The organism is Micromonospora sp. WMMC273 (genome assembly GCF_027460285.1).
GTDB classification, from domain to species: domain Bacteria; phylum Actinomycetota; class Actinomycetes; order Mycobacteriales; family Micromonosporaceae; genus Micromonospora; species Micromonospora aurantiaca.
In genome coordinates this window covers 1,750,190-1,770,752 of record NZ_JAPZBE010000001.1, presented here as the reverse complement: position 1 = coordinate 1,770,752, position 20,563 = coordinate 1,750,190, and the positions used below count along the sequence as shown (strand labels likewise).

20 protein-coding genes are annotated in these 20,563 nt (G+C 74.2%); 10 read left to right on the top strand and 10 right to left on the bottom strand.

Annotated features, from left to right (window positions below):
• Positions 1 to 33 precede the first annotated feature (33 nt).
• A complete protein-coding gene (locus tag O7611_RS08420; RefSeq protein ID WP_194800989.1) occupies positions 34 to 516 on the top strand; it encodes a MarR family winged helix-turn-helix transcriptional regulator in 483 nt (160 codons plus the stop codon).
• A gap of 11 nt (positions 517 to 527) precedes the next feature.
• Entirely contained in the window at positions 528 to 1,514 is a 987-nt protein-coding gene (locus O7611_RS08415) for a pirin family protein (protein ID WP_194800988.1), read from the top strand.
• A 44-nt stretch (positions 1,515 to 1,558) separates the two neighbouring features.
• On the opposite strand, the gene O7611_RS08410 is transcribed toward O7611_RS08415, so the two are convergent.
• Positions 1,559 to 1,684, bottom strand: a complete 126-nt coding sequence (locus O7611_RS08410) for a hypothetical protein (RefSeq protein ID WP_255533052.1) — start codon at positions 1,682 to 1,684, stop codon at positions 1,559 to 1,561.
• A 141-nt stretch (positions 1,685 to 1,825) separates the two neighbouring features.
• Between O7611_RS08410 and O7611_RS08405 the strand changes: the two genes are divergently transcribed.
• Positions 1,826 to 3,415, top strand: coding sequence for a phospholipase D family protein (locus O7611_RS08405; RefSeq protein WP_269696528.1), 1,590 nt, complete (start codon positions 1,826 to 1,828; stop codon positions 3,413 to 3,415).
• Here O7611_RS08405 and O7611_RS08400 read toward each other — a convergent pair.
• Entirely contained in the window at positions 3,364 to 4,101 is a 738-nt protein-coding gene (locus tag O7611_RS08400) for a hypothetical protein (RefSeq protein WP_269696527.1), read from the bottom strand. The genes O7611_RS08405 and O7611_RS08400 overlap by 52 nt on opposite strands.
• A 288-nt stretch (positions 4,102 to 4,389) precedes the next feature.
• On the opposite strand from O7611_RS08400, the gene O7611_RS08395 reads away from it, so the two are divergent.
• Both O7611_RS08395 and hrpB read left to right on the top strand, forming a co-directional pair.
• Positions 4,390 to 5,211, top strand: a complete 822-nt coding sequence (locus O7611_RS08395) for a SigB/SigF/SigG family RNA polymerase sigma factor (RefSeq protein WP_194800985.1) — start codon at positions 4,390 to 4,392, stop codon at positions 5,209 to 5,211.
• A 132-nt stretch (positions 5,212 to 5,343) separates the two neighbouring features.
• The gene (gene hrpB, locus O7611_RS08390) at positions 5,344 to 7,851 is read left to right on the top strand and encodes an ATP-dependent helicase HrpB (protein WP_269696526.1); all 2,508 of its coding nucleotides are present in this window, start codon (positions 5,344 to 5,346) and stop codon (positions 7,849 to 7,851) included.
• Between the two features lie 3 nt (positions 7,852 to 7,854).
• On the opposite strand, the gene O7611_RS08385 is transcribed toward hrpB, so the two are convergent.
• A complete protein-coding gene (locus O7611_RS08385) occupies positions 7,855 to 8,580 on the bottom strand; it encodes a PP2C family protein-serine/threonine phosphatase (RefSeq protein ID WP_194800983.1) in 726 nt (241 codons plus the stop codon).
• Positions 8,581 to 8,792: 212 nt separating this feature from the next.
• On the opposite strand from O7611_RS08385, the gene O7611_RS08380 reads away from it, so the two are divergent.
• The gene (locus O7611_RS08380) at positions 8,793 to 11,399 is read left to right on the top strand and encodes a glycoside hydrolase family 9 protein (RefSeq protein WP_269696525.1); all 2,607 of its coding nucleotides are present in this window, start codon (positions 8,793 to 8,795) and stop codon (positions 11,397 to 11,399) included.
• Positions 11,400 to 11,443: 44 nt separating this feature from the next.
• Positions 11,444 to 11,764, top strand: a complete 321-nt coding sequence (locus tag O7611_RS08375) for a DMT family transporter (RefSeq protein ID WP_194800981.1) — start codon at positions 11,444 to 11,446, stop codon at positions 11,762 to 11,764.
• Here O7611_RS08375 and O7611_RS08370 read toward each other — a convergent pair.
• On the bottom strand, positions 11,742 to 12,284 hold the full coding sequence (locus O7611_RS08370; RefSeq protein ID WP_194800980.1) for a DinB family protein: 543 nt from the start codon (positions 12,282 to 12,284) through the stop codon (positions 11,742 to 11,744). The two genes, O7611_RS08375 and O7611_RS08370, sit on opposite strands and share 23 nt — an antisense overlap.
• Positions 12,285 to 12,651: 367 nt before the next feature.
• Entirely contained in the window at positions 12,652 to 13,179 is a 528-nt protein-coding gene (locus O7611_RS08365; RefSeq protein ID WP_269696524.1) for a GNAT family N-acetyltransferase, read from the bottom strand.
• Positions 13,180 to 13,375: 196 nt separating this feature from the next.
• On the opposite strand from O7611_RS08365, the gene O7611_RS08360 reads away from it, so the two are divergent.
• Both O7611_RS08360 and O7611_RS08355 read left to right on the top strand, forming a co-directional pair.
• Positions 13,376 to 14,638, top strand: coding sequence for an MFS transporter (locus O7611_RS08360; RefSeq protein ID WP_194800979.1), 1,263 nt, complete (start codon positions 13,376 to 13,378; stop codon positions 14,636 to 14,638).
• Between the two features lie 23 nt (positions 14,639 to 14,661).
• Positions 14,662 to 15,195 (top strand): GNAT family N-acetyltransferase, encoded by a 534-nt coding sequence (locus O7611_RS08355; protein WP_269696523.1) that lies wholly within the window; start codon positions 14,662 to 14,664, stop codon positions 15,193 to 15,195.
• Position 15,196: 1 nt separating this feature from the next.
• Here the strand turns inward: O7611_RS08355 and O7611_RS08350 are convergent, their stop codons facing one another.
• Genes O7611_RS08350 through O7611_RS08330 form a run of 5 tightly spaced genes read right to left on the bottom strand, consistent with a single transcriptional unit; the run spans position 15,197 to position 19,764 of the window.
• Positions 15,197 to 15,454: a UBP-type zinc finger domain-containing protein gene (locus O7611_RS08350; RefSeq protein WP_269696522.1), complete on the bottom strand. Its 258-nt coding sequence runs from the start codon at positions 15,452 to 15,454 to the stop codon at positions 15,197 to 15,199.
• Positions 15,451 to 17,031, bottom strand: coding sequence for a Na+/H+ antiporter (locus O7611_RS08345; protein WP_269696521.1), 1,581 nt, complete (start codon positions 17,029 to 17,031; stop codon positions 15,451 to 15,453). Before O7611_RS08345 ends, O7611_RS08350 begins: the two co-directional genes overlap by 4 nt.
• Positions 17,032 to 17,068: 37 nt before the next feature.
• Positions 17,069 to 18,034, bottom strand: coding sequence for a TIGR03885 family FMN-dependent LLM class oxidoreductase (locus O7611_RS08340; protein WP_194800975.1), 966 nt, complete (start codon positions 18,032 to 18,034; stop codon positions 17,069 to 17,071).
• 41 nt (positions 18,035 to 18,075) lie between these two features.
• Positions 18,076 to 19,488 carry an NADP-dependent succinic semialdehyde dehydrogenase gene (locus O7611_RS08335; protein ID WP_269696520.1) on the bottom strand — a complete coding sequence of 471 codons (1,413 nt, stop codon included), beginning with the start codon at positions 19,486 to 19,488 and terminating at the stop codon, positions 18,076 to 18,078.
• Positions 19,489 to 19,500: 12 nt separating this feature from the next.
• Positions 19,501 to 19,764: a DUF6343 family protein gene (locus tag O7611_RS08330; protein WP_013285356.1), complete on the bottom strand. Its 264-nt coding sequence runs from the start codon at positions 19,762 to 19,764 to the stop codon at positions 19,501 to 19,503.
• Positions 19,765 to 19,926: 162 nt separating this feature from the next.
• Between O7611_RS08330 and O7611_RS08325 the strand changes: the two genes are divergently transcribed.
• Positions 19,927 to 20,520, top strand: a complete 594-nt coding sequence (locus O7611_RS08325) for an antibiotic biosynthesis monooxygenase (protein WP_269696519.1) — start codon at positions 19,927 to 19,929, stop codon at positions 20,518 to 20,520.
• Positions 20,521 to 20,563: the final 43 nt, after the last annotated feature.

Here is a 20,563-nt window from a genome sequence, read left to right as displayed (position 1 = left end):
GTTTAAATTTTAAATAGTGCTACTCTCGGAGCCATGACGGAGAGCCTGGACGCGGAGCGGACGGCCTGCTGGCGCGCGTACATCGAGTCGAGCCAGCGGCTGTTCACCCGGCTCGAGGACGACCTGCGCGCCGACAGCGACCTGAGCTTCGCCGACTACCACGTGCTGGTGCTGCTCTCCGAGGCGCCCGGCCACCGGCTGCGCATGGGTGAGCTGGCCGACCGGCTGGTGTTCTCACCGAGCCGGCTGACCTACCAGATCACCACGATGCGCAAGCGCGGCCTGGTGGCGAAGGAGGCGTGTCCGGCTGACCGGCGCGGCAGCGAGGCCGTGCTCACCGCCGCCGGCCTGCTCGCCCTGCGCGAGGCCGCGCCGCACCACCTGCGCTCCGTGCGCGCCCACCTGATCGACGACCTCGACGACGCCGAGGTCGCCTGCCTCACCCGGGTCTTCGAGCGGCTCGGCCGGCGCCTGCGCGCCGACCGCACCGCGTCGTCCACCCCGGCCGACAAGTAAGGAGCCCCGCGATGCCCGCGATCACCGTCGACGACGTCCTCGTCCTGCCCCGCCTGCCGCAGCTCGGCGAGGCCACCGAATACCGCTCGGTCCGCCGGGTCACCACCGCCCCCAGCGGGTACGAGGGCGAGGGCTTCCCGGTCCGCCGGGCCTTCGCCGGCGTGCCGATGACCGAGCTGGACCCCTTCATCCACCTCGACCAGATGGGCGAGGTCGACTACGCGCCGGGCGAGCCGAAGGGCACCTCCTGGCACCCGCACCGCGGCTTCGAGACGGTGACCTACATGATCGACGGGATCATGGACCACCAGGACTCGACGGGTGGCGGCGGCACCATCACCGACGGCGACACCCAGTGGATGACTGCCGGCAGTGGCCTGCTCCACATCGAGGCGCCGCCGGAGCACCTGGTGATGAGCGGCGGGCTGTTCCACGGCCTGCAGCTCTGGGTCAACCTGCCCAGCGTCGCCAAGATGAGCGCGCCCCGCTACCAGGACATCCGCGGCCGGGAGTCGGCGCTGCTGACCACGCCCGACGGCGGCGGCCTGATCCGGGTCATCGCCGGTGAGGTCGCCGGGCACCAGGGTCCGGGCTCGACGCACACGCCGATCACCATCGCGCACGTCACGTTGCAACCCGGCGCCGAGCTGAGCCTGCCGTGGCGGTCCGACTTCAACGCGCTGGTGTACGTGCTGGCCGGCCGCGGCACCGTCGGAACCGACCGGCGGCCGATCCACCTCGGCCAGCTCGCCGTGCACGGGCCCGGTGAGGCGTTGCGGATCACCGCCGACCGGACACAGGACTCCAACACCCCGGCGCTGGAGCTCTACCTGATGGGCGGCCAGCCGATCCGCGAGCCGGTGGCGCACTACGGCCCGTTCGTCATGAACACCCGCGCCGAGCTGATCCAGGCGGTCGAGGACTTCCAGGCCGGCCGGCTCGGGGTGATCCCGACCGGGCGGGTGCCGCACACCGACGGCCAGGGCGACCGGCCCTGACCTGCTACGGGCGCCCCGGTTCGCCGGGGCGCCCGGCCGCGGTCTCAGGAGACGGCGAAGATCCCGGCCACCCCGAGGATCACCATCAACAGGACCGCCACCAGCGCACCCCGCTCCCCCTCCACCACCTGGTCGCGGTCGGTCACGGTGTTCGTCGTCTCGGCGGGCATGTCGGTGCCTCCTCGGTATCGCGATCCAGGGGTCCGGCGCACCCCTGACGCGCGGCACCGACGCCGACCTGCTGCTCGACGTGCGGGGCCCTGCCGGGGGTCCTACCGTGTGAGGACGTCGTCGACCTCGGGGGGTGGAACGTGACTCTGCGGGACTGGTTCCTCACCGCACAGGAACGCGCCAACCCGGGGTCTGAGTTACCCGTCTGGGCCGATGGAAACCTCGCCGAGCCGCTGATTCACGGTGCCGCGTACTTCGACCGCCTGGTCAGCGAGGTGGAGGCGCTGTCCGCGGGCGACCACCTGTTCTTCACCGACTGGCGCGGTGACCCGGACGAGCGGATGCGCCCGGACGGCCCCACCGTGGCGCAGTTGTTCGCGCAGGCCGCCCAGCGCGGCGTCATCGTCAAGGGCCTGCTCTGGCGCTCCCACCTCGACACGCTCTCCTACAGCGAGGCGGAGAACCGCGACCTCAGCGAGGCGGTCCGCGCGGCCGGCGGCGAGGTGCTGCTCGACCAGCGGGTCCGGCGCGGCGGCTCGCACCACCAGAAGCTCGTGGTGCTGCGCCGGCCCGGCGACCCGAGCCGCGACATCGCCTTCGCCGGCGGCATCGACCTGTGCCACAGCCGCCGCGACGACGCCGGCCACGCCGGCGACCCGCAGCCGGTCGGCATGTCCCCGCGGTACGGCCCCACGCCACCCTGGCACGACGTGCAGCTCGCGCTACGCGGACCGGTGGTCGGCGCGCTCGACACCACGTTCCGGGAGCGGTGGACCGACCCGATGCCGCTGGACTCGGAGAACCCGATGGCGTACCTGCGGGACCGGCTGCGCGGCTCCGACCTGCGCCCGGACCCGCTGCCCGAGCAGCCTGCCGACCCGCCGCCCTGCGGACCGCACCACGTGCAGGTGCTGCGCACCTACCCGGCGGTGCGCCCCCGCTACTCGTTCGCCCCGGACGGCGAGCGCACAGTGGCCCGCGGCTACACCAAGGCGGTACGCCGGGCCCGGCGGCTGATCTACCTGGAGGACCAGTACCTCTGGTCGACCGAGGTGGCGGAACTGTTCGCGCAGGCGCTGCAGGAGCACCCGGACCTGCACCTGGTGGCGGTCGTGCCCCGGCATCCGGACGTGGACGGCCGGCTCGCGCTGCCGCCGAACATGGTCGGCCGGGAGCAGGCGCTGTCGCTGTGCCACCGGGCCGCGCCGGAGCGGGTGCACGTGTTCGACGTGGAGAACCACGACGGCACGCCGGTCTACGTGCACGCGAAGGTCTGCGTGGTGGACGACGTGTGGGCCAGCGTGGGCAGCGACAACTTCAACCGCCGGTCCTGGACGCACGACAGCGAGCTGTCCTGCGCGGTGCTCGACGACACCCGCGACGAGCGGGCGCCGGCCGACCCGGCGGGGCTGGGCGACGGCGCCCGGGTGTTCGCCCGCGACCTGCGGCTGCGGCTGTGGCGCGAACACCTGGACCGCGATCCGGGCGGCGCGCAGGACGACGACCTGCTGGACCCGGCGGACGCGGTCGCGGCGATCACCGCGGCGGCGGACGAGCTGGAGCGCTGGCACGCCGGGGGCCGGGCCGGTCCCCGTCCGCCGGGCCGGTTGCGGCCGCACCGCCCGGAGCGGTTGCCCTGGCGTACGCGGCTCTGGGCGCTGCCCGCGTACCGGCTGGTCTACGACCCGGACGGCAGGCCGCTGCGGGCCCGCCGGGCCGGCACCTGGTGAAGGTCGGCCGGCTCGTCCGGCACGTTCGGGCGGGCCGGGTACGCGAACGACACGCGCGGCGAGTAGAAGCCCCAGCACACGTGCAGCGGGTTGGCCGGCCGCAACGCGTGGACCGGGTGCTCCGGGGCCGGGAACTCCACCGACTCGACCTCGAACGGGGACACCGGCTCGGCCACGTACGGATAGTCGGTGACGATCAGCTCGCCGTCGTTGCCTGTGAGGTAACGGTGATGGCCCATGTGCGCCTCGGTGCCGGTGTGCCCGACCCGGGCGGTGACCCGGATCAGCAGCGTGCCGTCGGCGGCCCGGGTCTCGGCGGTGAGCCGGTCGCCCCGCAGGTCCAGGCGGGTCTGCCCGGCGGCGGCGGGTGCGCCCCGCGCGGCGGCGTACTGCCGGACCCGCTCGCTGGAGGTGAGGTAGTGCGTCCACCAGCCACCCGGCGTCTCGCCGTCGGGCGGATCCATATCCGCCAGTGAGACACCCAGGTAGGTGAGCGAGTACGCGCCGAAGCCGGAGGTCTGCGTCTCGTCGTCGACCACGTACTGGTTGACGAACACCTGACGCTGCGGGTGCGGGCGCAGCCCCGCGGGCAGCAGCGTGTCGACCGCGCGGGGATCCGCCGGGAGCCAGCTGAACAGCAGCGTCCGGGCGTTGATGACGAGTTGCGGCGCGGCGGGATCCAGCACGGTGCCTCCGTTGACGTGTCGCTACGGACGCTACGGGCGGTCCCGTCGGCGGGACAACGACAGAAAGCCGACACATCGACCACCTGTCGGATTCTTCGTTGACCGATCGGGACGCGCTATGCCCGGAAAAACGAGGTCCATACCCCGCCACACCTTAAGTACATCGTACTTTCGGCTAGATTTCCGCAGCACGATCGGGCTATGGTGGCTTCCGAACGTACTACCGACACCTAAACCTGAGCGTCACGTCTTTTTTCTTCCGTGGACGAGGTGCAGGGAGGACCACCCATGACCGCTCCCACGACCAGCGCCCCGGCGACCACGCCGGCCGGCTCCGCGAAGCTCGACCCCCGCTCGCTCACCGACAGCGCCGCCGACCTGCTCGCCGCGATGGCCGCGCTGCCGGCCGGCCACCCGTCCCGGCCCGCGCTGCGCGACCGCGCCATCGAGGCGTGGCTGCCGCTGGCGAACCACCTGGCCCACCGCTACAGCGGCCGCGGCGAACCGAACGACGACCTGGCGCAGACCGCGGCGATCGGCCTGATCAAGGCGATCGACAAGTTCGACCCGTCGCGCGGCGTCGACTTCGCCGGCTACGCCATCCCCACCATCATCGGCGAGCTGAAGCGCCACTTCCGCGACCGCACCTGGGACATCCGAGTGCCCCGCCGGCTCCAGGAGCTGCGCCTGGCGATCTCCGACGCCAACAGCACGCTGCTCCAGACGCTCGGCCGCTCCCCGACGGTCGCCGACATCGCCGCCCACCTCAAGCTCACCGAAGAAGAGGTGCTGGAGGGCCTGGAGGGCGCCCGCGCCTACAACGCGGTGTCGCTGTCCACCCCGACCGGCGACGGCGAGCGGGCCACCGAGCTGGGCGACCTGCTCGGCGGCGAGGACGGCGAGTTCGAGCTGGCCGAGATGCGCGTCGCCCTCGGCCCGGCGCTCGCCACGCTCGACCGGCGCGAGCAGAAGATCCTTACGCTGCGCTTCTACGGCAACCTGACCCAGTCGCAGATCGCCGAGCAGATCGGCGTCTCGCAGATGCACGTGTCCCGGCTGCTGGCCCGGGCCCTGACCAAGCTGCGCGGTCAGCTCGACGGAACGTACTAGCAAGGGGGCTGCGGCCGGGTCGGCGGACCCGGCGCGGCGGCCACCCGGCCCGGTCGGCGGTGCGCCGGCCGGGCCGTTCCGCGTTCCGGGGGCAGCGCGGACCGTCCGGCGGCGCGGTGCGAGAGTGGGGCCGTGCTCGCCGACATCCCGCTCGACCTGCCGGTCCGCCCGGTCCTGCCGGCGCTCGTCGGCGCGCTGCGCGAGCGCGGCGCCGCCGTCCTGGTGGCGCCGCCGGGCACCGGCAAGACCACCACCGCGCCGCTCGCGGTCGCCGACGCGGTGCCCGGCCGCGTGGTGATCGCCCAGCCCCGGCGGGTCGCCGCCCGCGCCGCCGCGCACCGGATGGCCGCCCTGCTCGGCGAGCGGGTCGGCGACCGGATCGGATACGCGGTGCGCGGCGAGCGCCGGACCGGCCCGCGTACCCGGGTCGAGGTGGTCACCACCGGCCTCCTGGTCCGCCGCCTGCACCACGACCCGGAGCTGCCCGGCGTGGACGCGGTAGTGCTCGACGAGTGTCACGAACGGCACCTCGACGCCGACCTGGCGCTGGCGTTCAGCGTCGAGGCCCGCGCGACGCTGCGCCCGGACCTGTGGCTGCTGGCGATGTCGGCCACCCCGCAGACGGACCGGTTCGCGGCGCTGCTCGGCGCCGGCGACCCCGCCCCGGTGGTACGCGCCGAGGCCGCGCTGCACCCGGTCGAGCGGGTGTGGGCGCCACCGCCGCGCCCGGTGACGCCGCCCGGCGCGGGCCGGGTCGATCCCGCGCTGCTCGACCACGTGGCCGCCACCGTGCGCCGGGCGCTGCGCGAACGCGACGGCGACGTGCTGGTCTTCCTGCCCGGCGCGGGTGAGATCGCCGCCGTCGCGGGCCGCCTGGCCGACCTGCGCGACATCGCGGTACTGCCCCTGCACGGCCGGCTGCCCGGGCCCGCCCAGGACGCGGCGCTCACCCCGGCCGCCGGACGGCGCGTGGTGCTCGCGACGGCGGTGGCGGAGAGCAGCCTGACCGTGCCCGGCGTCCGGGTGGTGGTGGACGCCGGACTGAGCCGGGTGCCGCGCACCGACCTGGCCCGAGGGCTGGGCGCGCTGGTCACGGTGCCGGTGTCCCGGGCCGGGGCCACCCAGCGCGCCGGCCGGGCCGGACGGGAGGCGCCCGGCGCGGTCTACCGCTGCTGGTCGGAGGCGGCACACGAACGGCTCGCCCCGCAGCCCGAACCGGAGATCGCCACCGCCGACCTGACCGGATTCGCGCTGGAGCTGGCCGCCTGGGGCACACCGGACGGCACCGGGCTGGCGCTGCCCGACCCACCGCCACCGGCCGCGCTGACTGTGGCGCGGGAGACGCTCACCACGCTCGGCGCGGTGGACCACGACGGCCGGATCACCGCGCGGGGACGGGCGGTAGCGGCGGCGGGCACGCATCCCCGGCTGGCGCGGGCGCTGCTGGACGGCGCACCCCGGGTCGGTGCCGAACGGGCCGCCCAGGTGGTGGCGATCCTCGGCGAGGACACGCTGGGCGGGACCGGGGACGACCTGCCCGCCCGCTGGCGGCGACTGCGCGACGGCACCGACCCGGCCGCAACCGCGCGCTGGCGCACCGAGGTACGCCGCCTGCGCGCCGCCCTGCCCGCCGACGGCGCGGCCGAGCGGGGGCGCCTGCCGGACGATCTGGCCGCGGGGCTGCTCGCCGGACTGGCGTACCCGGAACGGCTGGCCCGGGCACGGCGGCCGGGCGGGTCCGCGTACCTGATGGCCGGCGGGACCGCCGCGGAGCTGGCGCCCGGCTCGGGGCTGGCCGGAGCGGCGTGGCTGGCCGTCGCGGTGGCCGACCGCTCCCCCGGCGCGCCCGCCGCCCGGGTGCGGCTCGCCGCGCCGATCGACGAGGCGACCGCCCGGGAGGCCGGGGCGGCGCTGCTGGACACCGGGCGGGAGGTGGCCTGGTCCGGCGGGGACGTGGTGGCCCGCGAGGTGGTCCGGCTCGGCGCCGTCGAGCTGGTCGACCGGCCGCTCACCGCGCCGGACCCGGAGCTGGTCGCGGCGGCGCTGCTGGACGGGCTGCGGCAGGAGGGACCGGGCCTGCTGCGCTGGACGCCGGAGGCGACCGGGCTGCGCCGCCGGCTGGCGTTCTGCCGCCAGGCGCTCGGCGACGACTGGCCGGACGTCTCCGACGCGGCGCTGCTGGACCACGCACCCGTCTGGCTCGGCCCGGAGCTGGCCCGCGCCCGCCGCCGGGCCGACCTCGGCCGGGTGGACGTGGCGGCGGCGCTGCGGCGGCTGCTGGACTGGCGGCAGGCGGCGCGGCTGGACGAGCTGGCCCCGGAGCGCCTGGAGGTGCCCAGCGGCTCGCGGATCCGGGTCGACTACGCCGACCCGGCCGCGCCGGTGCTGGCGGTCAAGCTCCAGGAGACGTTCGGCTGGCGGGACGTGCCGCGCATCGGCGACGGGCGGGTGCCGGTGCTGCTGCACCTGCTCTCCCCCGCCGGGCGGCCGGTGGCGGTCACCGCCGACCTGGCCTCGTTCTGGCGCACCGGCTATCAGCAGGTACGGGCGGAGCTGCGCGGACGCTACCCGCGCCATCCGTGGCCGGAGGACCCGACCACCGCCGAGCCGACCCGAAGGGCCGCCCCGCGACGGCGGTGAGGGCTATTCCTCGACGACGTCGGCGATCACGACGGTGATGTTGTCCGGGCCGCCGGCCCGCAACGCCAGGTCGATCAGCCGGGCCGCGCAGGCGTCGCGTTCCGGCTGCTCGCTGAGCACCTCGGTGAGCGTGTCCGCGCGGACCACGTTGGAGAGGCCGTCGCTGCACAGCAGCCAGCGGTCACCGGCCCGGGGCACCATCGTGGCGTACGACGGGGAGACCTCGTCGCCCTGCAACGCCTGGGTCACCACCGCCCGCCGGGGATGGCTGCTGGCCTGCTCGGCGGTGATGACGCCCTGGTCGACGAGCATCTGCACGAACGTGTCGTCGCGGGTGACCTGCTTGAGCACGCCCTCGCGGTACAGGTAGGCCCGGGAGTCGCCGACGTGCGCCAGCGCGAGACAGCTGCCGGTACGGGCGAACAGCAGCGCGGTGAGCGTGGTGCCCATGCCCTGACGCTCCGGATCCTCCTCGACGGCCTGGCGGATCCGCGCGGTGGCCAGCTCGATCCCGCCCTGGAGTGCGGCGACGAGAGCGTCCTCCGGCGTCTCCACGTCCAGCGGGGCGACCGCGTCGATGGCGATGCGGCTGGCCAGGTCGCCGGCCGCCATGCCGCCCATGCCGTCGGCGACCGCGACCAGCCAGGCACCGGCGTGCTGCGCGTCCTGGTTACCGCTGCGGATCAGCCCACGGTCGCTCGCTCCGACGGAACGAAGCTTCAGGGTCATGGGTCGCAGCCTGCCAGGTCGAGGGCTCGGATGTCTCTAGGAGATCACTGACATCGTACGTGGCGCGCCGAATCGGGCCGCGCGCGGGCGGGATGCCTCATCGGGCCGGATCGATTGACAGCGACGGAACGCGGTGGAAACATCGGGCTGATATTGGGAGCGCTCCCAGCTCCCGGTCTCCCCCACCACCCCCGAGCACGGAAGGAACCTCCGTGACCCGATCCCGTCGTCGGCTCGCCGCACTCGCGGCCACCACGCTGGCGCTCACCGGCCTCACCGCCGGCCCGGCGAGCGCCGAGGTGCCGCCGGATGCCCCCGAACAACTGCGCAACGGCGACTTCAGCGCCGGCGTCTCCCCCTGGTTCTCGTACGGCACCGGCGACCTCGCGGTCGTCGACGGCCGGCTCTGCACCTCCGTCGCGGCGGGCACAGCCAACCCGTGGGACGCCGGGATCGGCCAGGACGCGGTGCCGCTGACCCAGGGCGCCGAGTACGAGCTGTCCTTCGACGTCTCCGCGACCCCCGGCGCGGCCGTCAAGGCGGTGCTCCAGCTCGGCAGCGCCCCCTACACCACCTACGCCAGCGTCGACGCCACAGCCACCGGCACCGCGAAGCACGTCACCACCACGTTCACCTCCCCGGCCGACAACCCCACCGCCCAGCTGATCTTCCAGGTCGGTGGCAGCGCCCAGGCGCAGACGTTCTGCCTGGACAACGTGTCGCTGCGCGGCGGAGAGCCGGCGCCGCCGTACGAGCCGGACACCGGGCCCCGGGTCCGGGTCAACCAGGTCGGCTACCTGCCCGGCGGGCCGAAGCACGCCACAGTGGTCACCGAGGCCACCGACGCCCTGCCCTGGCAGCTCAAGTCGGCCGGCGGCGCGGTGGTCGCCAGCGGGCAGACCACGCCGCGCGGCACCGACGTCGCCTCGGCGCAGAACGTGCAGACTGTCGACTTCTCCGCGTACCGCACGCCGGGCACCGGCTACACGCTGGCAGTGGACGGCGAGACCAGCCACCCGTTCGACATCTCCGGCGCGCTCTACGACCGGCTGCGCGCCGACTCGCTGCAGTTCTTCTACGCCCAGCGCAGCGGCATCGAGATCGACGGCGACCTGATCGGCGAGGAGTACGCCCGCCCGGCCGGCCACCTCGGCGTCGAGCCGAACCAGGGTGACACCGACGTGCCGTGCCAGGCCGGCGTCTGCGACTACTCGCTGGACGTGCGCGGCGGCTGGTACGACGCGGGCGACCACGGCAAGTACGTCGTCAACGGCGGCATCGCCGCCTACCAGCTGCTGAGCACGTTCGAGCGGACCAAGACGGCCGAGACCGCCGCCGGCGGGGCCGCCCTGGGCGACTCGACGCTGCGACTGCCCGAGCGCGGCAACGACGTGCCGGACGTGCTCGACGAGGCCCGCTGGGAGGTGGAGTTCCTGCTGCGCATGCAGGTGCCGGCGGGCAAACCGCTGGCCGGGATGGTCCACCACAAGATCCACGACCGGAACTGGACCGGCCTGCCGCTGCAGCCCCAGGACGACCCGCAGCCGCGTGAGCTGCACGCGCCGTCCACCGCCGCCACGCTGAACCTGGCCGCCGTCGCCGCGCAGTGCCAGCGGCTGTACGCCCCGTACGACGCCGCGTTCGCCGCGCGCTGCGGCACCGCCGCGAAGACCGCGTACGCGGCGGCCAAGGCGCACCCGGCGATCTACGCCTCGGCCAGCGACGGCACCGGCGGCGGCGCGTACGACGACACGAACGTCACCGACGAGTTCTACTGGGCCGCTGTCGAGCTGTGGCTGACCACCGGCGACAAGGCGTACCTGGCCGACATCACCGGCTCGCCGCTGCACACCGCCGACGTGTTCGCCCCGACCGGCGCGTTCGGCTGGCAGAGTGTCGCCGCGCTGGGCCGCCTGGACCTGGCCACCGTGCCGAACACGCTGCCCGCGGCGGAGAAGACCCGGATCCGCGAGTCGATCACCGCCGCCGCCGACGGATACCTGGCCACGATCGCCGGCCAGGCGTACGGGCTGCCGTTCCCGGGCAGCGCCGACGCGTACGTCTGGGGCAGCAACAGCAACCTGGTGAACAACGCGATCGTGCTCGCCACCGCGTTCGACCTGAGCCGGGACGCGAAGTACCGGGACGGCGCGGTGCAGGCCGCCGACTACCTGTTCGGCCGCAACGCGCTGAACATGTCGTACGTGACCGGGTGGGGCGAGCAGCACGCCCGCAACCAGCACAGCCGGATCTTCGGCCACCAGCTCAACCCGGACCTGCCGCGCCCGCCGGCCGGTTCGCTCGCCGGTGGTCCGAACGCCGCGCTCCAGGACCCGTTCGCGGCGAACCTGCTTGCCGGGTGCGCGCCGATGTTCTGCTACGTCGACGACATCAACTCGTACGCGACGAACGAGGTGGCGATCAACTGGAACTCGGCGCTGGCCTGGCTCGCGTCGTTCCTGGCCGACCAGGGTGACGCCGGCGCGGTGCCGGCGCCGTCCTGCGCGGTCACCTACACCACGCACGGGAGCTGGCCGTCCGGCTTCACCACCCAGGTGACGGTGCGCAACACCGGCACGACGGCGGTGAACGGGTGGAGCCTGCGCTGGGCGTTCCTCGGCGACCAGAAGGTCGACCACGCGTGGTCGGCACAGCTCGGCCAGAGCGGCGCCACGGTCACCGCGAAGAACCTGTCCTGGAACGCGAAGCTGGCGCCGGGCGCGTCCACCACGTTCGGCTTCAACGGGACCGCCTCCCGGTTCCCGAACCCGGATCCGGGGCTGGTCACCCTGAACGGAAAGGCCTGCACGGTCTCCTGACCGAGCTGACCGGACGCCATCGCAGGACCGGGTACGGTCCTGCGATGGCGTACCTGTTCCTGCTCGGCGCGATCACCGCCGAGGTGATCGGCACCAGTCTGCTCAAGGCCACCGACGGTTTCACCCGGCTCTGGCCCACACTGGGCCTGGCGGTGGCGTACCTGTCCGCGTTCGGGCTGCTCTCCCTGGCCGTGAAGGACATCCCGGTCGGTGTCGCGTACGCGGTCTGGTCCGGCCTCGGCACCGCCGCCATCATGGCGATCGGCGCGGCGTTCCTCGGTGAGCCGCTGAGCGTGACCAAGGTGATCGGCGCGGGGCTCGTCATCGCCGGGGTGGTGGTGCTCAACCTCGGCGGCGCCCACTGAGCCCGGCCGCTCGCAGCAGCCGGAGCTGGCCGATCTCGGCCACGTTCTTCATCAGCTCGGCGTTCACCCAGGCGGCCAGGTCCGCGACGGTGAACCCCGCGTCGGCCGGCCAGGGGTACGCCGACGGCCGCTCCAGGTCGGCCCCGGTCAGCCCGTCCAGCGCGTCCGTCCACTCCGTCCGCAGCTCCCGCAGCCAGGCGATGGTCTCCGGGCCCGGCCCGGGCCAGCGGATGTCGTCGCGTTCCCGCACCGGACGCTGCCGCACGTGGTCGGTCGCGACCGACCACCACCAGCCGACGTGCCAGGTCAGCCACGCGATCGTGGGCACCGGCACCGGGTCCGGCTCGCTGTCGGCCCAGTCGGGACGCCACCCGCCGTCCGGCTCGGGGCGCATGGTCCAGCAGACGCCGCCCACTTCCCAGAGGAAGTCCGCCGGCTCCAGCCGGTCGAGGTGGTACTCGGCGAGCGCCCAGGTCAGGTCGAACTGGCGGCGCAGCAGGCCGGTCACGGAGGCAGGCATCGCGCGATCGTGGCACGGCCCACGCCCGCGGTCGACCGGTTAACGCGCCGCCCGGGCTCGGCGTGTCGCCCCGGAAGAGAAGAGTTGCCCCGCCGGCGTCATGCCTCTCCGTCATAAATATGACCGAGAGGCATAAGGCTCGAAAAGCTCATCCTTCCGCGGGAGCCGCCGCCCGCGCTTGAGCGCGGCCCGCCCCCCGCCGAGCGCCGTTGCGGCGCCGCGTCACCGTTCCGCCAAGAATCCGGTGGACTCGGACAGGCAGGTGCGCGACCGTGGGCCACGTGGGCGGCGACGCGGAACATCGGGTGTGGGCGGCGATCAACCGGAACGTGGCACGGCCGCGATGCCCGGTCGACGGGTCAACCGCTCAGTCGGGTAGGCGTGCGGGGACGGGGCGGCGCATAGCGATCCGCTCGGCCGGGTCGAGGCCCAGCGCCGCCTCGGCGGCCAGCAGCTCGATCAGGCCCGCCGTCAGCTCCGTCCCGCTCAGCTCGCGGAATCCGCATCGCACGTAGTAGGGGCCGTTCCACGGCACCGAGCGGAACGTGGTCAGCGTCAGCGCCGGCAACCCCTGCGACGACGCCCACCCCGCCACCCGGTCGAGCAGACGCCGCCCGATGCCACGGCGGGCGTACGCCGGATCGACGCTGAGCTGCTGCACGTGCGCCGCGCCGTCGACCAGATCGGCGAGCGCGAACGCGATCGGCCGGTCGGCCGGGTCGGTCGCCACCCACAGCCGGCCGGCGCGCTGCCCGGCGCCCAGCGCCTCCAGCGGCAACGGCGGCATGTCGGCCACCAGGGTCATGCCGATCTCCCGGAACGGGGTGCCGGAAGCCACCTCGATCCGCTGCACCTCGGTCAGTTCCTCGGCCCTGGCGATCCTGCTGCGCTCCACGGCGCCGACCCTGGCAGAGCGGGGACCGGCAGGCGAGCGGATTTCCCGCACCGCGCTCGCTCCGGATGTTTCGGCGGTGACCAGCGGCGGCGACGCCCGGCGGGCTCGCGGTGTGACGGGCGTCGCCCCGAGCGGGGCTCCGGGCCAGCCGGAACAGTCCTAGCGTCGACCCCATGCCCCTCGCCCGACCCCGCTGATGGGACGCGTCTCGCCGCTCCCGCCGCCTGGGCCGCTGCGCACCCTCGCGTACGCCACGCTGGTCAACACGGTCGGCGCGGGGCTGTGGCTGGCGGGCGGGGCGCTCTACCTGACCCGGGACGTGGGCCTCTCCGCCACCTCGGTGGGCGCCGGGCTCACCGTCGCCGGGCTGGTCGGGCTCAGCGCGAGCGTGCCGCTGGGCGCGCTGGCCGACAGATGGGATCCGCGTACGCTCCGGGCCGTCCTCCAGGTGGGCCAGGCGGTCGCCGCGCTCGCGTACCTGCTGGTCGGCTCGTTCCCGGCGTTCCTGGCGGTGGCGGTGCCGGAGGCGCTGCTCGCGGCCGGCAACCTGGCGGTACGGGCGGCGCTCGTGGCCGCGGTGGGCGGCCCGGACGGCCGGGTGCACGCCTTCGCCACGCTGCGCGCGGTGGCGAACCTGGGCATCACCGTCGGTACCGCGCTGGCCGGGATCGCGCTCGCGGTGGACACGCACCGGGCGTACCAGGTGCTCGTGGTCGGCAACGCGGCCACCTACCTGCTCTCGGCGGCGCTGCTGATGCGCCTGCCGCCGCAGCCGGCCGGCGCCGGCACGCGACGCACGCCGGGCACGCGGCGCGGCGGAGGACGAAGGCGCGGCGGACCGCTGCGCGACGGACGGTTCCTCGCGGTGAGCGGCGTCTCGGCGGTGCTGAGCACGCACGTGACGGTGCTCGTGCTCGTCGTGCCGCTGTGGACGGTGGACCGAGCCGGCGCGCCGCCACCCGTGGTGTCGGCGGTGCTGCTCGCCAACACGGTCCTCACCGTGCTGCTCGCGGTCCGGCTGAGCCGGGGCGCGGAGCGTGCCGCGCCGGCCGCGCGGAAGCTGCGCCGGGCCGGGCTGGTGCTCGCGGCGGCGACACCGCTGTACGCGGCGACGGCCGGCCTGCCGGTGCTCCCGGCGGTCGTCCTGCTGCTCGTCGCGACCGCGGTGTGGACGGTGGGCGACCTGTGGCACGGCGCGGCCGGGGCGGGCCTCGCCTACGACCTGGCCCCGCCCGGCGCGATCGGGGCCTACCAGGGCGCGGACGGCCTGCTCACCGGGCTGGCCCAGGCGCTCGGCCGGGGCCTGCTCACGCTGCTGGTGCTCGGTGGCGGTCCGGTCGGCTGGCTGGTGCTCGGCGGGATCTTCGCCACCGCCGGGCTGGCCGCCCCGGCGCTGGCCGGCCGGGCGATCGCGAACCGGCGGGCGCCGGAACCACGGCCCGCCGGTGTGCCGGGGTGAGCCGCGTGTAGCAGCATGGCGGGATGACCGACCGGCAGAGCATCACGATCCGTCCGGGTGGGCCCGGCGACGCGCCCACGCTGCTGCGGCTGCTCGACAGCGCTACCGCCTGGCTGGCCGAACTGGGGCGTACCGACCAGTGGGGCACCGAGCCGGCGTCGATCGATCCGCGCCGCATCGCCCAGGCCGACGCGTGGGCGGCCGGGGACGGCCTGTACCTCGCCGAGATCGACGCGACGGTGGCCGGCGCGCTGGTGGTGGGCGCGGCGACCGACTACGTGCCGCCCGCCACCGAGCCGGAGCTGTACGTGAACCTGCTGGTCACCGACCGCGCGTACGCGGGGCGTGGCGTGGGGGCGCGGTTGCTCGCGTACGCGGCGGAGCTGGCCCGCGAACGCGGCGTCGGCCTGCTGCGGGTGGACTGCTTCCGCAGCCCCGACCGGGCGCTCGTACGGTTCTACGAGAGCTGCGGCTTCACCGCCACCGAGCCGTTCACGGTGGAGCGGCCGGGCCGCCCGACGTGGACCGGGCAGGTGCTGGAGCGCCGGGTCGGCTGAGTCAGCCGATCTCCTCGTCCACGAAGCACCAGCGCCACGACTCCCCCGGCTGGACCGACCGCATCACCGGGTGCCCGGTGGACTCGAAGTGCTTCGTGGCGTGCTGGTACGGCGAGGAGTCGCAGCAGCCCACGTGCCCGCAGGTCAGGCAGGCGCGCAGGTGCACCCAGTCGGGGTTGCCGATGGCCACGCAGTCCGGGCACTCGGTCGTGGTGGCGGGTTCGGCCGTGCCCGCCTCGGCCAGGTGCTGGCAGCTCACTCGACGACCTCCTGTCGCAGCATGGACTCCTCCAGATCCAGATCACGATAGGCGCGGGTGAGCACCTCCTCCGGGATCTGGCCGGAGTCGCGGGCGGCCCGGAACACCTCCCGCTCCGCGTCGATCATCTCCTGCCGCAGGCGCGCGTACGCCTGGGAGGGGGTTTCCCGTCCGGTGCCGCCGAGCCGCTCCCAGGCCAGGTTGGCCCGGGAGGTGGTGAGCCCGCGCAGGCGTTCCACCACCGCCTCCGGCGCGCCCTCGGCCAGTTCGTCGAGGCGTTCCCGGGCGGCCCGGCTGGCCCGCTGCTGCACCCCGGCGGCGGACAGCGCGTCCTGCACCGGGTCGTCCGGGGGCAGCCGCAGCCGCCGGGCCACCCAGGGCAGCGTGGCGCCCTGCCCGACGAGCGTCGCGACGATCACCGCGAAGGCGAGCCAGATGAGCAGCGCACGCGGGTACGGCGCGTCGTCTGCGAGCGTGAGCGGCAGGCCCAGCGCGGCGGCGAGCGTCACCACGCCGCGCATGCCGGCCCAGCCGATGACGACGGGGAACTGCACCGGCGGCGCCGGGTCGCGCTGCCGGATCCGGGGCACGAGGCGGGCCAGGTAGGTGGCCGGGAACACCCAGACGAACCGGGACAGGAATACGGCGGCCAGCACCGCGGCGGTGATCGCGGCCAGCGAGCCGAACGGCTCGTCGAGGTCGCGGACCACCTCCGGCAGTTGCAGGCCGACCAGCAGGAACACCAGTCCTTCGAGGAGGAACCGGATCAGCCGCCAGAACGCGGTCACCTGGAGCCGGGAGGCGGCCGACAGCAGCGTGGGCAGCTTGTGCCCGATGCCGAGGCCGGTCACCACCACCGCGACCACGCCGGAGGCGTGGATCTCCTCGGCGGCGAAGACCACGGCGAACGGCACGATCAGCGACAGCGCGTTGTCCAGCACCGGGTCGGTGATGCGCTTGTGCAGGTAGCCGAAGACCACCACGCCGAGCAGGCCGACCAGGATGCCGCCGCCGGCCGCGACGACCACCTCGCGGGCCACGTCGCCGACGCCGACGCCGCCGGTGGTGGCGGTCGCGGCGACGATCGCCACCCGCAGCAGCACCAGTGCGGTGGCGTCGTTGACCAGGCTCTCGCCCTCCAGGATGGTGACGACCCGCCGGGGCAGGCCGACCCGCCGGGCCACCGCGGTGGCGGCGACCGCGTCCGGCGGCGCCACCACCGCGCCGAGCGCCAGGCAGATCGCGTACGGCAGTTCGGGCAGGAACCAGTGCACGACGGTGCCCACCGCGAACGCGGTGAAGACGACCAGCCCGACGGCGAGCAGCAGGATCGGCCGCAGGTTGAGCCGGAACGCCGGCACCGACGTCTCCAGCGCCGCCACGTAGAGCAGCGGCGGCAGGATGCCCACCAGCACCAGGTCCGGGTCCAGCCGCACGTGCGGGAAGAACGGCAGGTAGGACAACGCGAGGCCGAGCACCACCAGCAGGATCGGCGCGAGCAGGCCGAGCCGGCGGGCCAGCGCCGCACCGAAGGTCGCGATGGCCAGGAAGACCACGACCTCGAACAGAGCATCCACGAACGACGAGCCTAGGCGGCGACGGGCAGATGTGTGATCAGGCGGCGGAGCGCAACTTCGGCAGCACCTCGGCGCCGAACGTGTCGATGAACGCGCGCTGCTCCTGCCCGACGTGGTGCAGCGCGATCCGGTCGAAGCCCAGCGCCACGTACTCCTCCAGCCAGCCGATGTGCCGGCCCAGGTCGGCGGAGACGTTCACGGTCTCGGCGACCTTGGACATCGGCACGTCGGCGCTCGCCACGTCGAAGTGCTCGGGTGTCTCCAGGTCCCAGCAGACCGGCGGCGCGAACACGTTGCTGCGCCACTGCTCGTACGCGATCGCCTCGGCCTGCTCCTGCTCGGGCGCCCAGCTCACGTGCACCTGGAGGTGCAGCGGACCGCGTCCGCCCGCGTCCCGGTAGGCGTCGATCATCCGCCGCAGGTGCTCGACCGGCGCGTTGACGGTGATCAGCCCGTCGGCCCACTCGGCACACCAGCGCGCGGTGGCGATGCTGACGGCGGCGCCGACCAGCGCGGGCGGCTCCTCCGGCCGGGTCCACAGCTTCGCCCGGTCGACGGTGACGAGGCCGTCGTGACTGACCTCCTCGCCTGCGAGGAGCGCCCGGATCACGTCGACGCACTCACGCAGCCGGGCCGTACGGATGTCCTTGCGCGGCCAGACCTCGCCGGTGATGTGCTCGTTCGACGCCTCGCCGGTGCCCAGCGCGGCCCAGAACCGGCCCGGGTACATGGCGCCGAGCGTCCCGATGGCCTGCGCGATGATCGCCGGGTGGTAGCGCTGGCCGGGCGCGTTCACCACGCCGAAGGACAGGTTCGTGGCCTGGAGCGCGGCGCCGAGCCAGGACCAGGCGAACCCGGACTGGCCCTGCCGCTCGCTCCACGGTGAGAAGTGGTCGGAGCACATGGCCGCGTCGAAGCCGGCGCGCTCGGCGTGGATCACCGCCTCCAGCAGCCGGGCCGGGTGGATCTGCTCGTGGGATGCGTGGAAGCCGAACGCCGTCATGGTGGGCTTTCCTACCCGTGACGGCGTCCGGCCAATCGCCTTTACTCGGAGTGCGCGCCGGCGCCCGCGCCGGCCTCGCCCTCGCCGATCCACACGGTCTTGGTGTTGCAGAACTCGCGCATCCCGGCGGCGGACAGTTCGCGGCCGTACCCGGAGTTCTTCACGCCGCCGAACGGCAGCTCCGGATAGGACGTGGTCATGCCGTTGATGAACACGTTGCCGGCGTCCAGGTCGACCGCGAAGCGCTCCTGCTCGGCGGGGTCGTTGGTCCAGGCGTTGGAGCCGAGGCCGAAGCTGGTGCCGTTGGCGACAGCGATCGCCTCGTCGTACGAGCCGACCCGGTAGAGCCCGGCGACCGGCCCGAACACCTCCTCGCTCCACATCCGCATCTCCGGGCGCAGGTCGGTGACCACCGTCGGCGGGTAGTACCAGCCGTCCCCGGCCGGCTTCTCGCCGCCGCAGAGCACCGTCGCGCCCTGGTCCACCGCGTCGGTGACCTGCGCGTGCACCTCGTCGCGGCCGCGCTCGCTGGCGAGCGGACCGACGTCGGTGCCGTCGTCCATCGGGTCGCCGACCCGCAGCGCCGCCATCCGGGCGGCGAACTTCTCGGCGAACGCGTCGAAGACGTCGGTGTGCACGATGAACCGCTTCGCGGCGATGCAGGACTGCCCGTTGTTCTGGCAGCGGGCCGTGGTCGCGACCTCGGCGGCGGTGTCCAGGTCGGCCGAGGGCATCACCACGAACGGGTCGCTGCCGCCCAGCTCCAGCACCGTCTTCTTGATCTCCCGGCCGGCGATCTGGGCGATGGACCGGCCGGCCGGCTCGCTGCCGGTGAGCGTGGCGGCGCGGACGCGGGGGTCGCTGAGGATCCGGTCGACCGCGTCGGAGCCGACCAGCAGGGTGGTGAACGCGCCCTCGGGGAATCCGGCCCGGCGGAACAGGTCCTCCAGGTAGAGCGCGGTCTGCGGCACGTTCGAGGCGTGCTTGAGCAGGCCGGTGTTGCCCGCCATCAGGGCCGGGGCGGCGAACCGCATCACCTGCCACAGCGGGAAGTTCCACGGCATCACCGCGAGCACCGGGCCGATCGGCTGGTAGCGCACGTACGCCCGCTTCGCCTTGACCGCGGCGGCGTCGGCCGGCTCGTCCGCGAGCATCCGCGGCGCGTTCTGCGCATAGAAGCGGCAGGCGGTGGCGCACTTGGTGACCTCCGCCTTCGCGGCGGCGTACGTCTTGCCCATCTCGGTGGTCATCAGCCGGGCCGTCTCGTCGCGCTCGGCGTCGAGCAGGTCGGCGGCGGCGACGAGCCACCGGGCCCGCTGCGCGATCGTGGTGTCGCGCAACTGCCGGAAGGCGAGGTCGGCCCGCTCGATCGCGGCGTCGATCTGCTCGTCCGACATCGCCTCGTACGTCTTGAGCACCTGTCCGGTGGCGGGATTGGTGGTGGCGATGGGCATCTCGTACTCCTGTCACTCGAACAGCGAGTGCCGCACGCCCGGCTCCTCCCGGCGGCGCGCGGCGCGGCGGCGCTGGATCACGACCAGGTCGACCACCGCCACCACGGCGAGCAGCGCGCAGACGACACCCAGCCAGGCGATGTCTGCGGCGAACGCGAGCACCGCGAAGACGGTCATCACGACCAGACCGAACGTGGCGAGCGCGAGCCGCAGGTTCAGGGCGCTGTTCGCGTGGCCGACCGTGCCGCGGGCACGGCGGGGCTGTGATCGGGTCATTCCTGGGGCCTACCCCGGCACGGGCGGGGATAACCGGCCAGGGCGGGAACGCCGGTGATCCGGGACACCCGGCGGGCAGGCGCCGGATGCGCCCGGACAGCGGGTGCGTTACATCGGTGCGCCGGTACCGGCGGAGATCCCGCGGACGGTGGAGAGGATGGCATGACCACGACGCAGGCCGTACCCGTTACCGTCGCCGTGTCCCGGCGCGCCGATCCGGCGCGTACCGACGAGGTGGTGGCGTGGATGCGGGCCGGGACGGCGCTCGCGGAGAGCTTCCCGGGCTTCCTCGGCGCCGGTTTCGTCCGCAGCGCCCCCGGCTCGGGCGAGTGGCACGTGATGTACCGCTTCGCCGACGCGGACACGCTGCGCGACTGGGAGGACTCGCCGCAACGGCGTTGGTGGCTCAGCTCGGCGCAGGGCATCGTCGAGCACACCCGGGTGGAGCGCCGCACCGGCATCGAGGGCTGGTTCGGCCCGCCGGTGGACCACGTGGTCGAGACGTTCGGCGAGCCGGAACCGGCCGCGCCGCCGCGCTGGAAGCAGGCGGTCACGATCTGGCTGGCGTTCTTCCCGCTCAGCCTGGCCGCCACGCTGCTGACCACCCGGTTCCTCGCCGGCGTACCGCTGGCCGGCCGGACGCTGCTGATGACGCTCGTGCTCACCCCGCTGATGACCTACCTGGTGCTGCCCCGGATCACCCGGGCGCTGCACCGGTGGCTGCACGGCCGGCCTGCGCCGACACGACAGATGTGAACGACGGTGATCGATGCCCGATAGCCGACAGAACCGCCACCGG